This is a genomic window from Mycobacterium sp. NGS50, assembly GCF_059812545.1.
Genome location: NZ_JCALCW010000003.1, coordinates 137,770 through 157,374, shown reverse-complemented (window position 1 = coordinate 157,374; position 19,605 = coordinate 137,770). Strand labels below are relative to the sequence as shown.

The following is a 19,605-nucleotide window of genomic DNA, read 5'->3' as shown; positions in this document are numbered from 1 at the left end:
GAGCTGCCCTGGCCGCGAGTGGCATTCCCGCGACGCGACACGCCGGTGACCCGTCGTGGGAATGCCGCTCGGTGCGATAGAAGACGGAGGTCAAAATGTCCACGAGTTCGGCAATGTCATCGGTATCGCGCCCGCGCTTGACGGCCGATCCGGTGGTGCGGGTTGGTGATCCGGAGCGGGAACGCACCGCGGCTCTTCTGGGCCAGGCGCTGGCTCAGGGATATCTCTCGATGGCGGAATATGAGCCACGCGTGGGTCGAGCGTTTGAGGCCCAGACCGCCGGAGTGCTCGACGAACTGGTCGCCGATCTGCCGGTTGAGCGGATCGGCAGGCAAGACCCGCACCGCCGTGCTGAGCGGCATGCCGCCGCCCGCCGCGGCGCGCGGATTCATCTGGGCGTTTATCTGGCGGTGTCCGTACTGATGATCGGCATCTGGCTGGCGACCGCGGTGACCGCCGGTGCGTGGTACTTCTGGCCGATCTGGCCCATCCTCGGCTGCGGTATCGGGATCGTCTCGCATCTGATTCCGGTGCACGCGTGTGCGGGAAAGCGTCAGTAGGTCACTCGTTGTCGGCCATGGCGAGGTAGCCCGCCCGCACACTGGGATATGTTGGCCGCCAATCGGTGCAGGCGCGAAATCGCGCATTGCTGACCCGCAATGAACGTGTCATCGACGTGAGTCGATCGCCCAACAGTAGGCCCATCCGACCGGGAGCCTGCGCCCAGAGTTGGACGCCGACCGCGTCGGCGCAGGCTTGCGCGTATTGGCGTTTGGTGACCGGTGCGTCGTCGACGATGTTGTAGACGCCGCCCGGGCAGCTCAGGGCGGCCGCCACTGCTTGGGCGGCATCGGCCAGATGGATCGACGACACGAAGGCAGCAGCGCGACCAGGCACAAACCCGACATGGCGGCGCGCCAGCTCCAGAATCTGCTCGCTGTGCGCGGCTCCGGGACCGTAGAAGGAACCGAACCGCAGCACCGCGGCGCTTCCGCCGGTTTCGGAGAATCGTCGGGCGCTGGCCTCCGCGGCGTGGTTGCCGCGTGCCATCGGGTAGTGGTCAACGGGCGCATCCTCGTTGATCCACTCTGACCCGCCGTCGGCGTAGATCATGACGACGGACTCCTGGATTAGCCGGGGCACGCCGGCAGCCTGGGCGGCATCGACGACCGCGGCCGAGCCCTCGGTGCGAACCCGTTCGCAGGGGCGCCAGGCCGCGCGGCGGATTGCCGCGGCAGGCGCGGGCAGCGCGGACGCCAGGTTGACGACAGCGTCGTGGTCGGCGAACGCCACAGCCAAGGCGTCCCGATCGAACAAGGACACCCGCACAGGTCCGGCGCCCTGGTTCTGCAGCACTTCAGCTTTCATGTCGCTGCGTGCCAGCGCCGAGACCTCGTGGCCGGCGGTGACTAATGCGGGGACCGCATAGCTGCCGATCGCGCCGGTGCCGCCGGTGACAAAAACACGCATGTTGGTCTCCCTGCGGTGAGAAGCCTAAATTCCGCTGGCCGGCAACGTCTTTCGCGCCGTGGTACGGACAGGGGCGGGTTGTTTCGGTACTCGCGGGCGCTGGCGTGCGAGCGCCGTCGAGTAGATCAGCAGACTCGCAGCCGACATGGTCTCTCGGAGTATCGCAACCAGCACGACACCGGTCGGCCGACCAGTGTCCGGGATCCCGGCTGCACGTGCGCCGACCACAGAGGCGGTTATCGCGCTGAGCAGGCGTAGCGGCTGTACCGCGCCGTGTCGAGCGGCCCAGACTTGGGTGGAGCCCGCCCAGACTGCGAGTGCTCCAAGGGCGCGAATCTGGCTGTCCGTCACTGGATCGGTGCGTTTGGCGCCGGGTACGAATTTGGTTCCGGCGAGAAGTTGCCCCATACCCATGGCCGCCATCACCGCTCCGAGAACGAGGCACAGCTGACGTAGAGTTCTCATCTCACCCTTTCCGGTCGTCGTTGCCTGAACTGATGATCAGCGCCGCGATTCGATTCGGCTAGCCAGCAGCGCTGTCCACTCCGCGATGTAGTCCTCGTCAGGGGCTTCCGTTCCCGGTGCGTGGAAGAGCGTGCTCGTCGCGCGCTTGCCCAGAAGGGCGTTGACGCCGACCGCGCCGATGATCGCGGCGTCCTTGTTCTCGATCCCGGGAACCCAGCCCTGCACCCAGTCCGCGAGCTCCGCGCACAGCCCGTCGACCAGTGCGGCGTAGGCATCATTGAGCCGCGCCGACCGGTCTGCAGGCGTGCGGGCGGCGACCTGGAGCAGCTGGGTCTCCTCGTCGAGTACCGCGAGCACGTATCGGCCCAGCAGGGTGAGCTCGGAGCGCAGGTCGCCCAGCCCGGCGAAGAGCGCCCGAATGTCTCGCATGGCGTGACGGCGGTCCAGCTGCCGGTCGATACCGGCTTCCAGCAGTGCCTCTTTGGACTTGAAGTGGTGGTAGAGGGCGCCCGACCCCGGAGCCAGCCCGACGGCCGCCTCGATCTGGGCGACGCTGGTGGCCCGATAGCCCTGCTCGCTAAACAACCGCATCGCCTCGGTGATCAACCGATCTCGTGTCGTCGTTGCCGCCATTGACCACTCCAAAGTGTTCACTTAGTATCGTCAAGTAGTCACTTTAGCAGGAGGTCGCCATGGCGGACCAGGGTTCGGTACCTCGGGGCAGGGTCCGCCGGACGATGCCGTTGGCCGGGTTCACCGCGCGGGCCGCGGGTGGACGGATGGTGGCCGCGTTGCGGGAGAAGACCGGTGACGCCGGCGCCGTGGCGCGTTTCCATGAACGGACGGCCGAGCGATACAGCGAGTTGCTGGGGCACTCCAAAGGGGTGTTGATGAAGGCCGGACAAATATTCTCGATGGTGGACACCGGCTCGATAGGAGATGGCGAGCTTTCGCCGTATCAAAAGGCGCTGGCCAGGTTGCAGTCCGATGCGCCGGCGATGGATTCCGGCCTTGCCAAAGAGGTGTTGCGGAGTGACCTTGGCCGACCCGCAGAGCGGGTTTTTGCCGAGTTCGCCGACGAGCCGATGGCCGCGGCGTCGATCGGACAGGTGCACCGCGCGGTGCTGCACGATGGCCGGCAGGTCGCAGTCAAGATTCAGTATCCCGGCGCGGCAGAAGCCATCGGCGCCGATCTGGCCAACAGCGAATTGTTGGCGACGTTCTTCCGGTTCGCCGGCTCGGCGGCGGGAACCGCCATGCCCGACCTGCGCGGGGCCACCCGCGAGATTGCCGACCGAATCTCCGAGGAGATCGACTACCGCCATGAGGCCGCCAATATCGCCGCTTTCAGTGAGCTCTACCGCGGCCATCCGTTCATTCGGGTTCCGGAGGTGATTGACGAGGCATCCGGTGACCGGGTACTGACCATGACCTACCTCGACGGAATGGGCTGGGCCGCAGCGCAAGGTGCTGACCAGACTGTCAAGGATGCTTGGGCGGAGGCGATCTGGCGTTTCAGCATGGGGTCATACCGGCACGCGAACCTTTTCAACGCCGACCCGCATCCGGGCAACTACCGCTTTGCTTTGGACGGAACGGTCGGGTTTGTGGACTTCGGCTGCGTGAAAATCTTCCCTGAAGCTATGCGTCGTGCAATTGTCGGGTTGGATCGGGCAGTGATCGAAGGGCGCAAGGACGATACGCGCACATTGCTGGCCGAATTGGGCTACTTCGCCGACGGACTCACGCTCACCGTCGATGAGGCATACGCGTGGGTGGCGGAGCTCTTCTATGAGGCGCTGGCCCCCCAGCCGGTTACCTTCGGCCAGGACACCGCGCGACGAGCCATCCGCGGCATCGTCGATCTGCGCTCTGCTGACCATCCACTTCGCCGCATCTCGATCCCCGAGGACCAGGTCTTCTTCTCCCGGATCAATTTCGGCATCAATACGATCTGCGCGGCGCTAGGGGCGACGGTGCACCTGCGGGCTCTCATTGACGATATGGACGGGGTCGCCGAGCCAATTACGCAGCTGGGCCAGCAGCACGACGCGTGGGCACGGCGGCGCGGGTTGCCCTTCGGAGTGGAGCGCCATGACCATCCCTAGCACCACCTCCCCGAGGCTGCCGTGGGACGCCGCCGACCCTTACCGGTTCTATGAACTCCGTCGGCGCGACGGCGATGTGGTGTGGGATGAAACCGCACAGGCCTGGCTGGTTCTCGGCTACGACGCCGCACGGCAGGTGTTGGGCGGATCAGGGTGGACCAGCGATCCAACAGCCAACCCCGACGTGCCAGCGGCGGGCGCGTTGTTCGACCCCGAGTTGGTGTCCAGCACCATGCTGTTCGCCGACGGGCCGAACCACACCCGGCTGCGGGGATCGGTGCGCGACGTTTTCACTCCCCGCTTCATCGCCGGCCTGCAAACCGGCGTCGAAGCCATCGCCGCGGCCGTCATCGACGAGCCCACGGCCGGCGTGGTATTCGACTTCATGACCGACCTCGCCCTGCCGCTGCCGATCGCCGTGGCCGGTGAGTGGCTGGGTCTGAACGTGGCGACCTTGCAACTATTGCGTGAGCAGTCCCCGGCCATCATTCGCATGCTCGGAGCACTGGCCGAAGGCGAAGACCTCGAAGCCGGAGCAGGGGCGTTCGCCGCCTTGCTCACCGAGTTTCTGCCGTTGGCCGCCGACCGTCGCGCGCATCCCGGTGATGACCTGCTCAGCTTCATCGCCACCGATCCGACCCTGATGCTTGACGACGTCGTCGTGACCGCAATCCTGATCGCGGTTGCCGGTCATGAAACCACAGCAAACCTGCTGGGTGCAGCCATGATTCGGCTGCTTACCGTCGGGTCGGACGGCAGTCGCATCGCCGATCGCCTCAATCTCGTCGAATCGGTCGACCCCGCGGTGATCAACGAGTTACTGCGCCTTGACGGGCCGGTGCAGGCAACCGCCCGCACGGCGACTGAGGACCAGCAGCTCGCCGATGTCGGCATAGCCGGCGGCCAGCAGGTTCTCGTCGTCGTTTCAGCCGCCAACCGGGATCCAGCTGTGTTCGACGAACCGGACCGGTTCCGGGTCGACCGGGGCGGGCCGCCGCCGCTCGCCTTCGGCTACGGTGCGCATCACTGCGTGGGCAGGGCGTTGGCTCAGTTGGAAACGACGGTGGCGCTGCGTCGAATCCTGATGCGCAGACCCCGGCTGGTTGGGCCTGCGAACTGGCGCGACACCCCGGCGATCAGGGGGCCGCTGACCCTCCCAATGGTCTTCGATTGACGGCCGCCGAGAGGGAATCTGGCGACGGGACACGCCGATGGGGTGTCGTGGGATTCCCGCTCGCGGGGAAAGCGCTAACCGGCGTCCGGATAGCCGCCGGTCAGTAGCATGAAGGCCCATGGCGGACCTCGCGTGGCGGCAGGGATCGGTAGACGTCGGCGGCGGCATCACGCTCGCCTATGAGGACCTGGGTGACACCAATGCCCCGCCGGTTGTGCTGATCATGGGTTTTGCCAGCCAGCTCACCGCGTGGCCCACCGAGTTCTGCGGGATGATCGCCGGCGCTGGCTATCGGGTGATCCGGTTCGACAATCGCGACATCGGCCTGTCCACCAAGCTCGACGGCGTGCGGGTGGACGGTTCCACACTGGCCAGGATGGCCCGTTACTGGATCGGTCTGCCGAGCGCCGCGCCATACACCCTGCCCGACCTGGCCGCCGACACGGTCGGCCTGCTCGACGGCCTGAAGCTCGACTCCGCGCACGTGGTCGGCGCGTCGATGGGCGGCATGGTTGCGCAGATCGTGGCCGCCGACCATCCCGAGCGGGTGCGCTCGTTGGGTGTTGTGTTTTCCAGTACCGCGCAACGGTTCCTGCCGCCGCCGCGGCCGTCGGCGCTGCGGGCGCTGGTGGCCAGCCCGGGCCGCAACCCGACCCGCGAACAGGTGATTGCCACGATCGTGGAGTCGAACAAGGTGATCGCCAGCCCGAAGTATCCCCAACCGGAAGAGGCGATACACCAACGGGTTACCGCGGCCTACGACCGCAACTACTGTCCGGCCGGCGTGATGCGCCAGCTCGCCGCCGGTATGAGCACCGGCAGCCTGGTGTCGTATGCACGCCGGATCACCGCGCCCACGGTCGTCCTGCACGGTGCGGCGGATCCGCTGATGCCGCTGGCGGCCGGGAAAGCGTTGGCGCGGGCCATCTCTGGGGCCAAGCTGCACGCGATCGACGGCTGGGCCCACGACTTGCCGCCGCAGCTGAACACCCGGCTGACGGATCTGTTGGTCGACAATATGCGCAACGGATAGCCGCGGCTCCCGCGAGCAGACGCGAAATCGCACGAATCCGGACCGGATCGTGCGATTCTGCGTCTGCTCGCGCCGGGACCCTCCTGCGCGCCGGGACCCTACTGGCGGTAGCTGGTCAGGAAGTTGCCCAGCCGCTCGATGGCGGCCGACAGGTCGCGGGCCCACGGCAGCGTCACGACGCGCAGGTGATCCGGTGCCGGCCAATTGAACCCGGTGCCCTGGGTGACCAGGATCTTCTCCTGCAGCAGCAGGTCGAGGACCAGCTGCTCGTCGTCGGCGATGTCGTAAACCTCGGGGTCCAGCCGCGGAAACGCGTACAGCGCACCGGCGGGTTTCACGCAGGAGACCCCGGGGATCTCGTTGAGCTTGGTCCAGGCGACGTCACGCTGCTCGAGCAACCGGCCGCCCGGGAGGACCAGGTCCTCGATGCTCTGATGTCCGCCGAGTGCCACCTGAATCGCATGTTGGGCCGGAACATTGGGGCACAACCGCATGTTCGCCAGCAGGTTGATGCCCTCCAGAAAACTGCTGGCATGCTCCTTGGGGCCGGTGATGGCCAGCCAGCCGGCTCGGTAGCCGGCCACCCGGTAGGCCTTCGACAAGCCGTTGAAGGTCAGGCACAGCACGTCGGGCGCCACCGTGGCCAGGCTGATGTGCTGGGCGTCGTCGTAGAGGATCTTGTCGTAGATCTCGTCGGCGAGCAGCAGCAGTTGATGCTTGCGGGCCAGATCCGCTATCTGGGTGAGGATTTCACGCCCGTAGACCGCGCCGGTCGGATTGTTCGGGTTGATCACCACCAGCGCCTTGGTGCGGTCGGTGATCTTGGACTCCAGGTCGGCGATGTCGGGCTGCCAGCCCTGGGTCTCGTCGCACAGGTAATGCACCGGCGTGCCCCCGGCCAACGACGTCGACGCCGTCCACAACGGATAGTCCGGCGCCGGGATCAGCACCTGATCGCCGTTGTCCAGCAACGCCTGCAGCGTCATGGTGATCAGCTCGGATACGCCGTTGCCCAGGTAGACGTCGTCGACGTCGAAGCGGGGAAAGCCGTCCACGAGTTCGTAGCGGGTGACCACCGCGCGGCGCGCCGGCAGGATGCCCTGCGAGTCGGAGTAGCCCTGGGCGTAGGGCAGCGCCTGGATAATGTCGCGCATGATCACGTCGGGTGCATCGAAGCCGAACGGCGCCGGGTTGCCGATGTTGAGCTTGAGGATCCGGTGGCCTTCGGCCTCCATCCGTGCCGCGTGGGCATGGACCGGGCCGCGGATCTCATAGAGGACGTCCTGCAGTTTGGTTGACTGCGCGAACGTGCGCTGCCGCTGCGGCGAACCGGTGCCGTGCAACGGCAGCTGATGTGTGGTCACGTCAACCATGGTCCCACGACTGTCCAATCAAAATTTGCCAAACGATACGTCACGGTCACGCTGGCAGCCTAAACGTGACCGTGACGCGCCGATTCAGCGTTTGCCAGGCGGGCGGGCACCCCTGGCGATGCCCAAGCCCTTGACCGGAGTCTCGGGCTTGGCGGCTGCCGTGTCACCGTCGCCGGCAGTGGCCTCCGGTGCCGCCTCGGGCTCAGCGGCAGGCGCTGCCGGAGCCGGTGCGGCGGCCTTCTTGGCGCCGGGCCGTTTGGCGCCGGCGGCCATGCCCAGGCCCTTGACCGGTGCAGCGGGCTTCGGCTCTGCTGCCGTGCTGGCCGGTTCGGTGGCCGTGCTGGCCGGCTCTGCCGCCGCGCTGGCCGGTTCCGCCGGTGCGGCGGCCGCCTTCTTGGCGCCGGGCCGTTTGGCGCCGGCGGCCATGCCGAGGCCCTTGGCGGGGGCAGCGGGAGCGGTGCCCGCGTCGGCCGGGGCCGACGCGTCGGCGGCCGGCGCCGTAGCCGGAGCGGCGGTCTTCTTGGCGCCGGGTCGTTTCGCGCCACCGGCCATACCCAGGCCCTTGACCGGGGCGGCGGCGGGGGCCTTAGCGGCCGGTTCCTCGGTGGGAGCGGCGGCGGCCGGTGCTTCGGCCGGTGCCGGAGCGCTGGCAGCCGGGGCGGGTGCCGACGGCGCGGCCGCGGCCTTGGCGGCCGACTGCTCGGCGGCGGTGCCCTTGGCCGGCAGCGTCACCGTGCTGGTGTCCAGGGACTCCAGCAGCAGCTGGGCCACGTCGCGGATCTGGACGTCGTCGCGGCCCGCGGCTTCCTTGCGGTCGTCGACGCCGTCGGTGATCATCACCCGGCAGAACGGGCAGGCGGTGGCGATGACGGTGGCACTGGTGGCCATCGCCTCGTCCACACGCTCGTGGTTGACCCGCTTGCCGATGTGCTCTTCCATCCACATCCGGGCCCCGCCGGCACCGCAGCACAGCCCGCGTTCGGCGTGCCGCGGCATCTCCACCAGGTTCGCCCCGGAGTCTTTGACCAGTTCGCGCGGCGCCGCGTACTCCTTGTTGTGCCGCCCCAGGTAGCACGGGTCGTGATAGGTGACGTCCTGGGAGACCGGCTTGACCGGAACCAGCTTCTTGTCCCGGACCAGCCGGTTCAGCAGCTGGGTATGGTGCAGCACCGTGTAGTTGCCGCCCAGCTGCGGGTACTCCCGGCCCAGCGTGTTGAAGCAGTGCGGGCAGCTGGTGATGACCTTGCGGTTCACCTGCTCCACACCCTCGAACAGCTCGTCGAGCGTCTCGACGTTCTGCGCCGCCAACTGCTGGAACAGGAACTCGTTGCCCGACCGGCGCGCCGAGTCGCCGTTGCAGGTTTCGCCGGTGCCGAGCACCAGGAACTTCACCCCGGCGACGGCCAGCAGTTCGGCGACGGCCTTGGTGGTCTTCTTGGCCCGGTCCTCATAGGCCCCGGCGCAGCCGACCCAGAACAGGTACTCGTAGCCGTCGAAGCTCTCGACGTCTTGGCCGTAGACCGGGACATCGAAGTCCACCTCGTCGATCCAGTTGGTGCGATCGCTGGCGTTCTGGCCCCACGGGTTGCCCTTGGTCTCCAGGTTCTTGAACAGCACACCCAGCTCGGAGGGGAACTCCGACTCCATCAGCACCTGGTAGCGGCGCATGTCCAGGATGTGGTCGATGTGCTCGATGTCGACCGGGCACTGTTCGACGCATGCCCCGCAGGTGGTGCACGACCACAGCACATCGGGGTCGATCACACCGCCCTGTTCAGCGGTGCCGACCAGCGGCCGGGCGGCTTGCTCGGGACCGGAGCCGCCGATGCGCTCGAAGCCCTTCTCCGGCACGTGATGGCCCGCCAGCGGCTTGGCGTCGGTGAGGTCGATGTCCATGGCCGGCGCGTCCTTGTCGCCGAGCAGGTAGGGCGCTTTGGCCATCCAGTGGTCACGCAGATCCATGATCAACAACTTGGGGCTCAACGGCTTACCGGTGTTCCAGGCCGGACACTGCGACTGGCAGCGACCGCACTCGGTACACGTCGCGAAGTCGAGCATGCCCTTCCAGGTGAAGTCGTCGATCTTGCCGCGGCCGAACACCGCGTCCTCCGGCGGGTTCTCGAAGTCGATCGGCTTGCCCTCGTACTCCATCGGCAGCAGCGGACCCAGCCCGTTGGGCAGCCGCTTGAAGGCGACGTTGACCGGAGCCAGGAAGATGTGCAGGTGCTTGGAGTGCAGCACGATGATCAGGAAGGCCAGCATGATCGCGATGTGCGCCAGCAGCATCACGGTTTCGATCCACTCGTTGGTTTCGGTGCTCAGTCCCGACATCATGTTGCCGAACAGGTGGGACAGGAACGCACCGTTGCCGTAGGGCAGGCTGCCGGTGTTGGCGCCGGCGCCGCGCAGGAAGCAGAACGTCCAGGCGACGTTGAAAATCATGAATAGGATCAGCCAGGCGCCGCCGTTGTGCGACCCGTAGAACCGGGATGCGCGTCCGTGTTCTTTGGGATTGCGGATGATCCGGATGATCGCGAAGGTCAGGATGCCCAGCGTGACCGCGACGATGAAGAAGTCCTGCAGGAAGCCCAGCGCGTTCCAGTGGCCGACGATCGGCAGCGCGAAGTGTGGGCTGAACAGCTGGCCGTAGGCCTCGATGTAGACGGTGAGCAGGACGAAGAACGCCCACATGGTGAAGAAGTGCGCGATCCCGGGGATGGTCCACTTCAGCAGCTTGCGCTGCGCGGCGACCTCGGTGACCTCGGTCTCCAGCCGGACGCCGACCTCATCGGTGCGTCCGCTGGCCGGTTGCCCGGACAAGATGAGCTTGGCCAGCCACAGGATGCGTTTGCCCGATAGGGCCACGACGACCGCCGTCATGCCCAAGCCCACGACCAGTCTGATCAGCGTCTGCGTCTCCACCGGGGTGCCCTCCCACTTGCTGGGTTACTCAACGGTAACTTGCGTAAGTTACCGGCTAGTAACTTACGCACAATGCCTGCACATAGTGACACCTGTGCGCCATTGCCCTGTGACACAGGTTGCCCTAACTCGCGCGGAGGCGGTGGGGAGTTATCGAAAAATGCCGCTTTCGGCGCCGGTCAGCCCCCGGAAGCCTCGCCGGTTGCCGGGGTGGGCACGGCCTGGGTGGTCGGCGGCGCGGCCTGAGTGGTGGTGGGTGGTGCGGCCTGTGTGGTGGTGGGCGGGGCCTGGGTGGTCGGTTGCGTCGTCGTCGGCTGCTGGGCGGTGGTGGGTTGCGTCGTCGTGGGTTGCGTGGTGGTCGGCTGCGTCGTGGTGGGCTGCGTGGTGGTGGTTGTCGGCTGGGTGGTGGTCGTCGTGGTCGACGCCGTGGTGGACGTCGACGAATCAGGGGGAGGCGCGCTGGTGTTGTCCGACGGTGGTGGCGGCGGCGGTGGCTGGATGGTGGACACCGTCGTCTCGCCGTTCGGCTGAGTCACCGTGATGGTGGTCGGCGGCGGGGCCACCGGGGTGCTCGGCTTGCTGGTCTCGGTTTGCCCGGTGCTGCTGCTGGTCAGCGTGTACGCCAGCCCGCCGGTTGCCGCCAGCGCCAGGGCGGCGGCCAGGCCGAACAGCACGATCGGCCGCTTGTACCAGGCCAGCGGTTCGGGCTCGGCGTAGGGGAGGTCACCGGAATCGGGTGCTTCGGGCGCGGGCTCCGGCGGACCGACGTGGTAGTCCTCACCGGCGTAGGGCACCGGCTCGTCGGCCGCCGAGTCGTCCTGCGACCAGGCCAGGCCCGCCGCGGGGGCCATGCCGGTGGCTGCCGCACTGGTCGGGATATCGGTGGTCGGAGCCATCCCGGTCGGGGTCATGCCGGTCGGGGCGTCGGCGGAGGGGGCCATGCTGGTGGGGGCCATGCCGGTCGGAGCGTCCAGGATCGGGCTCAGGCCGGCCGGGGCGGCGGCGGCAGCTGCCGTCGTCGCCGTGGCGTCGCCCAGCGGCCCCCGCTCGGCGAGCAGGCGCGCGCCGACGGCGGCGCTCAGCGCGGGCTGCGGCGCCGTCACCACCGGCACCCGGAACTGTTCGGAAAGTCGCGCCGCGATCAGCGGAATGCTGGCTCCGCCGCCGACAGCGGCCACGGCGGCCAGAGTTCCCGGCGCGACACGGGCACGGGCCACGACGTCGGCGACCGTCGTCAAGAATCGCGTCAGCGGTCCCGCGATCAGGGCGTCGAGTTCGGTACGGCTGAGCTGCGCCTCGCCGGCGTACCCCGGCAGATCGACCGGAATGCTGGTCACCGGCTCACTGGACAGCCGTTCCTTGGCGAGCCGGCATGCGGTCTGCAGCCGGGTCAGTGATCCGACCGCGGCGGTACTGGCCGGGTCGGTGTCGCCCTGCAGGCGGGCCAGGACGTGATTGACGATGGCCTGGTCGAGCTGCGCGCCGGCGAAATCGGCGTCGCGGACGGTGTCGGCGAGGGGGGCGAATTGGGCACCCGCGTCCACGACGGTGATGCTGGTGCCGCTGGCGCCGAAGTCGCACAACAGCAGCGCGCCGCGGGCCGGCAGTCCCGGATTCGTGCGCAGCGCGGCGATCGCGGCCGCGGCATCGGAGATCAACGCCGGCGGTGTGCCCCCGCGACTCAGGCCGGCAGATGCGGCCAGCGCCGTCCGCAGCGCCGCGATCGGATGGGGACCCCAGTGCGCCGGAACCGCCACCGCAACGGCGTCAACGTCGCCGAGCGGGCGAGCCAGCGCACCGAGGGCGTCCACCAGCAGTTGCTCGCCGCGGTACGTCGAGCCATCGGCGGCAACCAGCGGTACCGGGTCGCCGACCCGCTCGACAAACCCGCGCAGCACGAGGCCGGGGTCGCCCAGATTCGGGTTCTCGTCGGGCGTGCCGATCTCCGGGGGGCGATGGTCGAACAGCGTCAGCACCGACTGGCGCTCCACCGGTGCATGACCGGCACGTGCAGCCACCAGTTTGGTGGTGCCGATCGATATGCCCAGCGAGTCGGTCATGTGGGTGCTCCCGTGGTTGGCTGGGTTGAACTTCAACGATAACGGCCGGACGACCCTCAGTGCCGGGGCGGCAGCTCGATCACGGTCGGCAACGCCGGCAGCGTGAACTGTGTCGGCATATGCGGTAGCTGGAAGCCACCCGCGGTTGTCGTGGTGGTCGGCGCGGTTGAAGTCACCGGCGTGTCAGTCGTCTGCGGCGTGCCGGTGGTGCTCTCCGCGGTATCCGTCGTTGTCGTCGGCGCGGTGGTGGTGGTCTCCGTGGTCTGCGTGCTCGTCGTGGTGGCGGTGGTCGTCGAGGTCGTACTGAGGGTCGTCGGAGCCACCGCCGTCGTGGTGACGGTGGTCGTGACGGCGGTCGAGTGACCGGAGTCGCGGCTGACCAGTTCGACGATGCCCCAGATCACCACCGCCAGCAGGAAGGCGACGAGCGCACCCCAGACCATCAAGACACCCGGCTTGAGGTACCACGGCGCGATGGGCTCGTCGACCGGCGCCGGGTAATCGGTTGGGCCGTAGCCGCTTCCCGCCGTCGGTGACCCGTGCGGTGCGCTGCTGTAGTCGGCGTACCGCGTCGGCACGTTGTCGGGATCCTCGGGAGGTTCGTAGCGTGCCATGACGCTCGATGTTATGACCTAGTCACGGGACGCGGCGATCCAGCACCGCCTAGCGGTGCGGAGGAATCGTGATCACCGTCGGCACTTCCGGCGCGTGCGGGATCGGCGGAATCGTGATGACCGACGGCACATGCGGGAAATGATGTTCCGGCTCACTGGGCGGGGGAGCCTGCGGCGGGCCCCCGGCCGGCGGACCCGCTGGCGGGGCTTCGGCAGAGGACTCCGTCGGCGACGCCGTGGTCGTGCTGGTGGTCGTGGTTGCCGAGCTGCTTGACGAGCTCGTCGCCGACGTCGTCCTCGACGTCGTGGTGGATTTGACCGGCACCGACGGCCCCGATTCGCTGCTGGTGAACTGGATGATGCCGTAGATCAGCACCGCGATCAGGATCAACACCAGCACCAGCCATCCGACCAGGGCAGCGGGTTTGCGCCACCACGGGCTGGGAGGGCGCTGCGTGGCCAGCTGGTCGGTTTGTTCTCCCATGCCGGGATAGCCCGCATCGCCGGGTGTCTGCTGGGCGTTCACCACGTAATCGGCCCACTCGGTGGGCTGACTACCGGGAGCCCCTGGCGGGTCGAACGGACCTTGTGGGGGCCCGGACCGGGGACCAGGCGGAAATGGTGGCGGTCCAGGCGGGGGTTGATCACCGCCCATGTATCCCGCCAACTCGGTCGGCTTCTTGTCAGGGTCATCCCCAGGAGGGCCGTAGCTCGACACCCGTTCGATGGTAGCGGCTGTCGCGCGTCGCGGCGCGGCGCTGGTCCTAGCGAGCCCGCATCACTCCGGCGGCGAACACCTCCAGGTGGTCCAGGTCGGCCATGTCCAGCAGCTGCAGATACACCCGCTGTACTCCGGTTTCGGCGAACTCGCCCAGCCGATCCACGATCTGCTCCGGTGTTCCCACCAGCGGCGAATTGCTCCGCATCTCCTCGAGACCGCGGCCGATGACGGTCGCCCGCCGCGCGACCTCGGCGTCGGTGCGGCCGGCGCACAGCACAAATGATGCCGAGTAGACCATCGAGTCGGCGGGGCGGCCGGCCGCCTGCACCGCCGCCCGCACCCGCTGATATTGCGTTCGCACCACATCCGAGGAGGCGAACGGCACGTTGTACTCCGCGGCGAACTTCGCCGCCAGCGCCGGCGTGCGGGTGGCGCCGAGCCCACCGATGACGATCGGCGGATGCGGACGCTGGGCCGGTTTGGGCAGCGCCGGGGACGCGGCCAGCTGGTAGTGCCGCCCGCCGTAGTCGAAGGTCTGACCGGCTGGGGTGGTCCACAGGCCGGTGATGATGTCGAGCTGTTCGCCCAGCCGCGCGAAACGCTCTTTGAGCGACGGGAACGGGATCCCGTAGGCCTCGTGCTCACGTCCGAACCAGCCGGCACCCAGGCCGAATTCGACACGCCCGTCGCTCATGTCGTCGACCTGGGCGACCGAGATGGCCAGCGGGCCGGGGAGCCGAAACGTGCCGGAACTGACCAGGGTGCCCAGCCGGATCGACGTCGTCTCGCGGGCGATCCCGCCCAGCGTCACCCACGAATCGGTGGGGCCCGGGCCCCCGTCGCCGCTCATCGCCACGTAGTGGTCGGAACGGAAGAATGCGGAGTAGCCCAGGGCCTCGGCGGCCCGGGCGACCGCGAGCTGGTCGGCGTAGCTGGCGCCCTGCTGAGGTTCGACGAATACGCGAAAGTCCACGCTGGCCAGGCTAGCCAGGTCAGAACGTCTCCACTTTGTCGATGCTGACGAACATCCCGTGACCGGTGCGATCGTTGCTGAACCGGGTGCCGTCGATAGTGGCCGCGATCGTCCAGCCCTGCGCGGCATAGGTGCGGTAGTCGATGGTGACCGTCGGTATGGCACCGAGATTGCCCAGCACCCATGCGACGTCGCCGGCGGCGCTGATATTGACGCCGTTGGCGTGCGTCCCGTCTTTGATCGGGGAGTTGGTGAACGCCGCCTCGCAGCCGACGCTGTCGGCGTCGATCTGGCAGCGGGTCTTGCCCGATTTGGTCTCGATGAAGACGTAGCCGTTGTCGTTCGGCGTCAGCGCAATGGCGCCGCTGGGTGGCGGCGAGGTGGGCGGTGTTGTGGGCGGGACGGATGGCCGCGAGGTGGTCGGTCGCGGTGTCGGGAAGGAGGGCTCGCTCGCCGGTCCCGAGCCGGGGGCCGCGACGGGATCACCATCGACGACGGAACTGCAGCCGGCCAGCAGCGCCGCGCCGGCCAGCAGCGCCGCGCCGGCCCTGGCCAGCCCTGCCCGATCCGATACCCGCACCGTGCCCCCTGACACCGACGACTCCAGCCCTCAAGCCTACGCAATCTGTGACAGAAGTGACTGTAGTGACTCGCGGGCCAGTTGACTGTGCGCTGAGGGCGCCGTCCACTCGCACTACGTCACCGTGGACGCAGAGTGACCGGGTTGGGCGGGTTACCCCGCGAAAGTCGGGCGCATCATCACGGTGGGGCGGAACCCGTACTTGGGACCCGCGCCGGCGGCTCCACCGCCCATGCCTGCCAGCGGCATCCCGCCCAGCAGGTTTCCGGCACCGCCCGTCTCCGGGGTGACGACAGGATGGTTGACCGGCAGCTGGGTGGTTCCCGCCGCGATGGCCGGGCCGGCCGCGGAGGTCCAGGCTGGCGGCACCGACAGCCCGCCGACCGGGGCGGCATTACCCACACCCGCCGACAACGCGCCGCCGCCCAGCATTCCGCCGAGGCCGGGCGCTGCCTCCGCCGCCGCCTTGGCGCCGTCGGTGGCGGCCTTGGCGGCGGCAGGCGCGAGGGCCTTCCCCAGCGTCAAGAAGTGGGTGGACATACCGGTGCCGCGGTAGACCGCCGCGATGGTGTTCTGAGCCGGGCTGGCGTAGTCCTTCCACAACCCGATCAGCGGATCGTCCTCCAGCAGCTTCGACAGCGTCGGCAGCGTGGTATTCGTCGCCGCCGGCGAGGCCAGAGCTTGCAACTCTTGGGGCACCGAGGACAGCACCTTGGATCCGGCCGCGTCGGTGCCGGTGGCGGCGGCCTGCGCGACCGCGCCGGCCTGAGCGGCCTGACCGGCCGGGCTGGCGGTCTCCGTGGGCCGGGTGAACGGTGTGACCTCGGCGGCCGGCGCGGCCTGACCGGCGTAGCCGTACATCGCGGTGCTGTCCTGGGCCCACATCTCGGCGTATTGAGCCTCGAGCTGCGTGATCAGCGGCGTGTTCTGGCCGAGCACGTTGGTCGCCGTCGCCTGCATCAACTGGGCGCGGTTGGCGCCGACCAGTGCCGGCGGGACGGTGGCGGTGAACGCGGTCTCGTATGCGCCCGCCGCGGACCGGGCCGACCTGGCGGCCTGCTCGGCCTGCGCGGCGGTGGTGCGCATCCATGCCACGTAGGGCTTGGCCGCCTCGGCCATCCGTGCCGAGGCCGGGCCCAGCCACTCCTCGCCGCTGAGTTGGAGGATGATCCGCTCGTAGTCAGTTGCCGCGGAGTCCAATTCGGCAGCCAGCATGTTCCAGGCCGAAGCCGCGCTCATCATCGATCCCGACCCGGAACCGGCGTACATCCGCGCTGAGTGGACCTCCGGGGGCAGCGCTCCGAAATCCAGCATGTCCGCGCCTCAGCTGGACGCGGCAGCGTTGATGGCTTCGGTGGCGGCGTACGAGTTGCCGCTGAAGCCCAACATGTTGACGAACATGTCGTGGATCGCCGTGGCCTGCGCGGTGACCGCCTGATACATCTGCGCGTGCGTGGTGAACTGCGTTGCGAGCAGTGCCGAGACCTCGTCGGCGGCCGGGGGCATGACACCCGTGGTGGCCGTCGCGGCGGCGGCATTCTGTGCGGCCAGCGCCGACCCGATGGCAGCCAGGTTGTGGGCCGCGGCCGTCAGCCCGTCCGGCTGGGTGGTCACGAACGACACGTTGATTCTCCTCACGGTTCAGGTCTCCGCGATCTGCGAGAAACCGTCCTACGGCGAGGTTAGAGCGAAAGTGCCCGGAAGTGCATCACTGGTGACAACTGTTCACAAGACCGTACGCAATGTTCATCTGAGTGAACTCTAGAACATAAATCGATACATCAGTCCACCAAAGTAGACCGTGGTTGAGGATTCCTGAATAGTGGGTCGCGTCCAGCTCGTGAAGGGGAACCAACTAAGTGGATTACGGGGCGCTGCCGCCGGAAGTCAACTCGGGCCGCCTGTACGCCGGCCCCGGGTTGGGGCCGATGCTGGCCAACGCTGCGGCCTGGGACGCATTGGCCACCGAGTTGTACAGCACCGCCGCGGCGTGCGGCGCCGCACTCTCCGAGCTCACCACCCGGTGGTCGGGCCCGTCGTCTGCATCGATGACCGCGGCCGCGACGCCTTATCTGGACTGGCTGACCACAACCGCCGGCCAAGCCGAGCAGACGGCCATGCAGGCCAGGTCGGCGGCCGCCGCCTACGAGGCGGCCTTCGCGATGACGGTTCCCCCACCGGTGATCCTGGCGAACCGTCTGCAGCTGATGACGTTGATCGCGACGAACTTCTTCGGCCAGAACCTGCCGGCGATCGCGGCGACCGAGGCGCACTACGCCGAGATGTGGGCGCAGGATGCTGCCGCCATGTATGCCTACGCCGACGTTTCGGCGGGCGCCTCGGCGCTGCGTCCCTTCGACGAACCGCCGCCCACCGCCAATCCGGCAGGTCAGGCCGGTCAGGCCACCGCGGTCGCCAATGCCACCACCAACACGACGTCGCAGTCCGCAGGCGCCGGATCGGCGCTGGGTCAGGCTTTGGCTGCAACGTCATCGGAAGACGCAGAGAAGACGTGGAAGTTCCTGCTCGACGCCTACAACATCGACGCTCAGGTGTATTACAACTCCGCGGGCAGCTGGGAACACTTTCTGAAGATCTGGGCCGGTGAGCTGCCGGCGGCTGCCAGCGCCACGGCCAACTCCGCGGGTTTGCCGGGGTTGAGCGGATTGCTGGGCGGCGTGCCCGGTGGGTCGCCGCTCGCCTCCGCCGCCGTCGGTTCCTCAGGCAGTGTCGGCAAGTTGTCGGTGCCGCCGGCGTGGAGCGCGTCGGCGCTGCCGTCGAATCCGGCCGGCGGTGCGGCCCCGGTCAGCGCGGCTGCTGCCGGACCGCGAGCCGACGGGCTGCTGCGCGGTATACCGCTGGCGGGTACCGGCGCCCGGCGATCCGGCGGGGTGATCGGTCAGCGCTACGGGTTCCGTCAGATTGTGATGTCACGCCCGGTAGTGGGCGGTTAGCCTGCGCCTAACGGCCGGGCGTGAACCAGGCCACCTTGGCTCGCCAGGAGCGGGCCGAGGCGTATGCGAAGCCGGTGGCACCCAGACACGCGCATATCCACACCGGCAGGGCGATATCGATGTGGGCGAACGCCGTCACGATCTGGATCACGTTGGCCGCCACGCCGAATCCGGCCGCGATCAGGTAGAGGTCGACGGTCTCCCTCGAGCGGGGATCGGTGCGCAGGATCAGCAGCACCCGCCCGGCGTAGGAGAGCAGATAGATCAACAGCCCACCCATCACCAGCCAGTAGGCCCCCAGCCAGAAGTCGCTGACGGGGGCGGCGAACAGGTCGGGGTGATGGCGCTCGTCGGCGATCACGAACACGACGACCAACAACGGCACGCCGATCCACAGCGGCCGCCCGACATGTTTGCGCAGCAGCCCACGCACGTGGGTTTCGTTGGTCAACCGGGTCAACCCGTGCTGGATGATCGCGGTCACCGCGAAGATCCAGCAGATGTGGCCGAGGAGATGTTGCACGTTCCACAGCCCGACGATGTGGTGCAGCGGCGGCCCCAGCACGGCCGACGCCCAGTGCGACATCAGCAGCACCGCGCAGCCCTGCAGGGCGATATTGAGGGTGGCGCCCGCTTCCCAGCGCGAACGCCAGGTGTCGCGACGGATCCACAGGCTGCACAGAATCGCCGCCAACGTAGCGGAGACGAGTGCGCTGGTCGGCAGCATCGAATTAATAGTTTCTTCCGGGCGGACGGCGCTCAGATGGGCGGCGTGCTGGGGTCAGGGCGAAGGTCACGCAACCGGGGCGTATCCGTGGTCGATTGGACGTACTCGGCGACCGATTCGGACTCGATGAGCCCGTAACGAATCTGTAGGTCAACAGGATTCAGGCCGAAATACTTGGCCACTCTGATCAGGTTGTCGGCGGTGATCAGCCGACCTTCGCGCGCCGCCTTGTAGTAGGCGGACTTCCGGTATCCGAAGGCTTCGTAGACTTCGGTGGCTGCCAGCGGCCTGCCTACCAAATAGGGCAGCACGACCGCCGGGTCTTTGCCGCTATCGTCCATGTTCATGGACGATAGACCGGTCCGGTAGACGTCGCAATGCGACGAGACATCGCGCTTTCCCGTTCGGCGCGCCGGCGCGGCGAGCTGCCG

Annotated in this window: 19 protein-coding genes; 5 read left to right on the top strand and 14 right to left on the bottom strand. The window is 68.1% G+C overall.

Annotated features, from left to right (window positions below):
- Positions 1-137: 137 nt before the first annotated feature.
- Positions 138-560, top strand: a complete 423-nt coding sequence (locus AC5Y36_RS03775) for a DUF1707 domain-containing protein (RefSeq protein WP_500039510.1) — start codon at positions 138-140, stop codon at positions 558-560.
- Between the two features lies 1 nt (position 561).
- Here AC5Y36_RS03775 and AC5Y36_RS03770 read toward each other — a convergent pair whose 3' ends face one another.
- The 3 genes from AC5Y36_RS03770 to AC5Y36_RS03760 are packed head-to-tail and all read right to left on the bottom strand — an operon-like array spanning position 562 to position 2,568.
- Positions 562-1,470 (bottom strand): NAD-dependent epimerase/dehydratase family protein, encoded by a 909-nt coding sequence (locus tag AC5Y36_RS03770; protein ID WP_500039509.1) that lies wholly within the window; start codon positions 1,468-1,470, stop codon positions 562-564.
- A gap of 24 nt (positions 1,471-1,494) precedes the next feature.
- A complete protein-coding gene (locus tag AC5Y36_RS03765; RefSeq protein WP_500039508.1) occupies positions 1,495-1,935 on the bottom strand; it encodes a DUF4345 family protein in 441 nt (146 codons plus the stop codon).
- A gap of 36 nt (positions 1,936-1,971) precedes the next feature.
- Positions 1,972-2,568: a TetR/AcrR family transcriptional regulator gene (locus AC5Y36_RS03760; RefSeq protein WP_500039507.1), complete on the bottom strand. Its 597-nt coding sequence runs from the start codon at positions 2,566-2,568 to the stop codon at positions 1,972-1,974.
- A 59-nt stretch (positions 2,569-2,627) separates the two neighbouring features.
- Here AC5Y36_RS03760 and AC5Y36_RS03755 point away from each other — a divergent pair, with 59 nt between their 5' ends.
- The 3 genes from AC5Y36_RS03755 (at position 2,628) to AC5Y36_RS03745 (ending at position 6,250) form a co-directional block, all read left to right on the top strand.
- Positions 2,628-4,043: an ABC1 kinase family protein gene (locus AC5Y36_RS03755; protein ID WP_500039506.1), complete on the top strand. Its 1,416-nt coding sequence runs from the start codon at positions 2,628-2,630 to the stop codon at positions 4,041-4,043.
- Positions 4,030-5,217 (top strand): cytochrome P450, encoded by a 1,188-nt coding sequence (locus tag AC5Y36_RS03750; RefSeq protein ID WP_500039505.1) that lies wholly within the window; start codon positions 4,030-4,032, stop codon positions 5,215-5,217. Before AC5Y36_RS03755 ends, AC5Y36_RS03750 begins: the two co-directional genes overlap by 14 nt.
- Before the next feature lie 118 nt (positions 5,218-5,335).
- A complete protein-coding gene (locus tag AC5Y36_RS03745) occupies positions 5,336-6,250 on the top strand; it encodes an alpha/beta fold hydrolase (protein WP_500039504.1) in 915 nt (304 codons plus the stop codon).
- Between the two features lie 98 nt (positions 6,251-6,348).
- Here AC5Y36_RS03745 and AC5Y36_RS03740 read toward each other — a convergent pair whose 3' ends face one another.
- The 9 genes from AC5Y36_RS03740 to AC5Y36_RS03700 all read right to left on the bottom strand — a co-directional run bounded on the left by AC5Y36_RS03740 (position 6,349) and on the right by AC5Y36_RS03700 (position 17,116).
- Positions 6,349-7,641, bottom strand: coding sequence for a pyridoxal phosphate-dependent aminotransferase (locus AC5Y36_RS03740; RefSeq protein ID WP_500039503.1), 1,293 nt, complete (start codon positions 7,639-7,641; stop codon positions 6,349-6,351).
- A 66-nt stretch (positions 7,642-7,707) separates the two neighbouring features.
- On the bottom strand, positions 7,708-10,545 hold the full coding sequence (locus tag AC5Y36_RS03735; protein WP_500039502.1) for a (Fe-S)-binding protein: 2,838 nt from the start codon (positions 10,543-10,545) through the stop codon (positions 7,708-7,710).
- A gap of 179 nt (positions 10,546-10,724) precedes the next feature.
- A complete protein-coding gene (locus tag AC5Y36_RS03730) occupies positions 10,725-12,605 on the bottom strand; it encodes an Hsp70 family protein (protein WP_500039501.1) in 1,881 nt (626 codons plus the stop codon).
- A 56-nt stretch (positions 12,606-12,661) separates the two neighbouring features.
- Positions 12,662-13,219, bottom strand: a complete 558-nt coding sequence (locus AC5Y36_RS03725) for an oligopeptide transporter substrate-binding protein (protein WP_500039500.1) — start codon at positions 13,217-13,219, stop codon at positions 12,662-12,664.
- A gap of 49 nt (positions 13,220-13,268) precedes the next feature.
- A complete protein-coding gene (locus AC5Y36_RS03720) occupies positions 13,269-13,745 on the bottom strand; it encodes a hypothetical protein (protein ID WP_500039499.1) in 477 nt (158 codons plus the stop codon).
- 238 nt (positions 13,746-13,983) lie between these two features.
- Positions 13,984-14,913 (bottom strand): LLM class F420-dependent oxidoreductase, encoded by a 930-nt coding sequence (locus tag AC5Y36_RS03715; RefSeq protein WP_500039498.1) that lies wholly within the window; start codon positions 14,911-14,913, stop codon positions 13,984-13,986.
- Between the two features lie 19 nt (positions 14,914-14,932).
- Positions 14,933-15,493: a hypothetical protein gene (locus AC5Y36_RS03710; RefSeq protein WP_500039568.1), complete on the bottom strand. Its 561-nt coding sequence runs from the start codon at positions 15,491-15,493 to the stop codon at positions 14,933-14,935.
- A 153-nt stretch (positions 15,494-15,646) separates the two neighbouring features.
- A complete protein-coding gene (locus AC5Y36_RS03705) occupies positions 15,647-16,807 on the bottom strand; it encodes a PPE family protein (protein WP_500039497.1) in 1,161 nt (386 codons plus the stop codon).
- Between the two features lie 9 nt (positions 16,808-16,816).
- Positions 16,817-17,116, bottom strand: a complete 300-nt coding sequence (locus AC5Y36_RS03700) for a PE family protein (protein ID WP_500039496.1) — start codon at positions 17,114-17,116, stop codon at positions 16,817-16,819.
- A 236-nt stretch (positions 17,117-17,352) separates the two neighbouring features.
- Here AC5Y36_RS03700 and AC5Y36_RS03695 point away from each other — a divergent pair, with 236 nt between their 5' ends.
- Positions 17,353-18,447: a PPE family protein gene (locus AC5Y36_RS03695; protein WP_500039495.1), complete on the top strand. Its 1,095-nt coding sequence runs from the start codon at positions 17,353-17,355 to the stop codon at positions 18,445-18,447.
- Positions 18,448-18,454: 7 nt separating this feature from the next.
- Here AC5Y36_RS03695 and AC5Y36_RS03690 read toward each other — a convergent pair whose 3' ends face one another.
- Both AC5Y36_RS03690 and AC5Y36_RS03685 read right to left on the bottom strand, forming a co-directional pair.
- Positions 18,455-19,174 (bottom strand): hypothetical protein, encoded by a 720-nt coding sequence (locus AC5Y36_RS03690; RefSeq protein ID WP_500039494.1) that lies wholly within the window; start codon positions 19,172-19,174, stop codon positions 18,455-18,457.
- A 32-nt stretch (positions 19,175-19,206) separates the two neighbouring features.
- Positions 19,207-19,515: a hypothetical protein gene (locus AC5Y36_RS03685; RefSeq protein ID WP_500039493.1), complete on the bottom strand. Its 309-nt coding sequence runs from the start codon at positions 19,513-19,515 to the stop codon at positions 19,207-19,209.
- Positions 19,516-19,605: the final 90 nt, after the last annotated feature.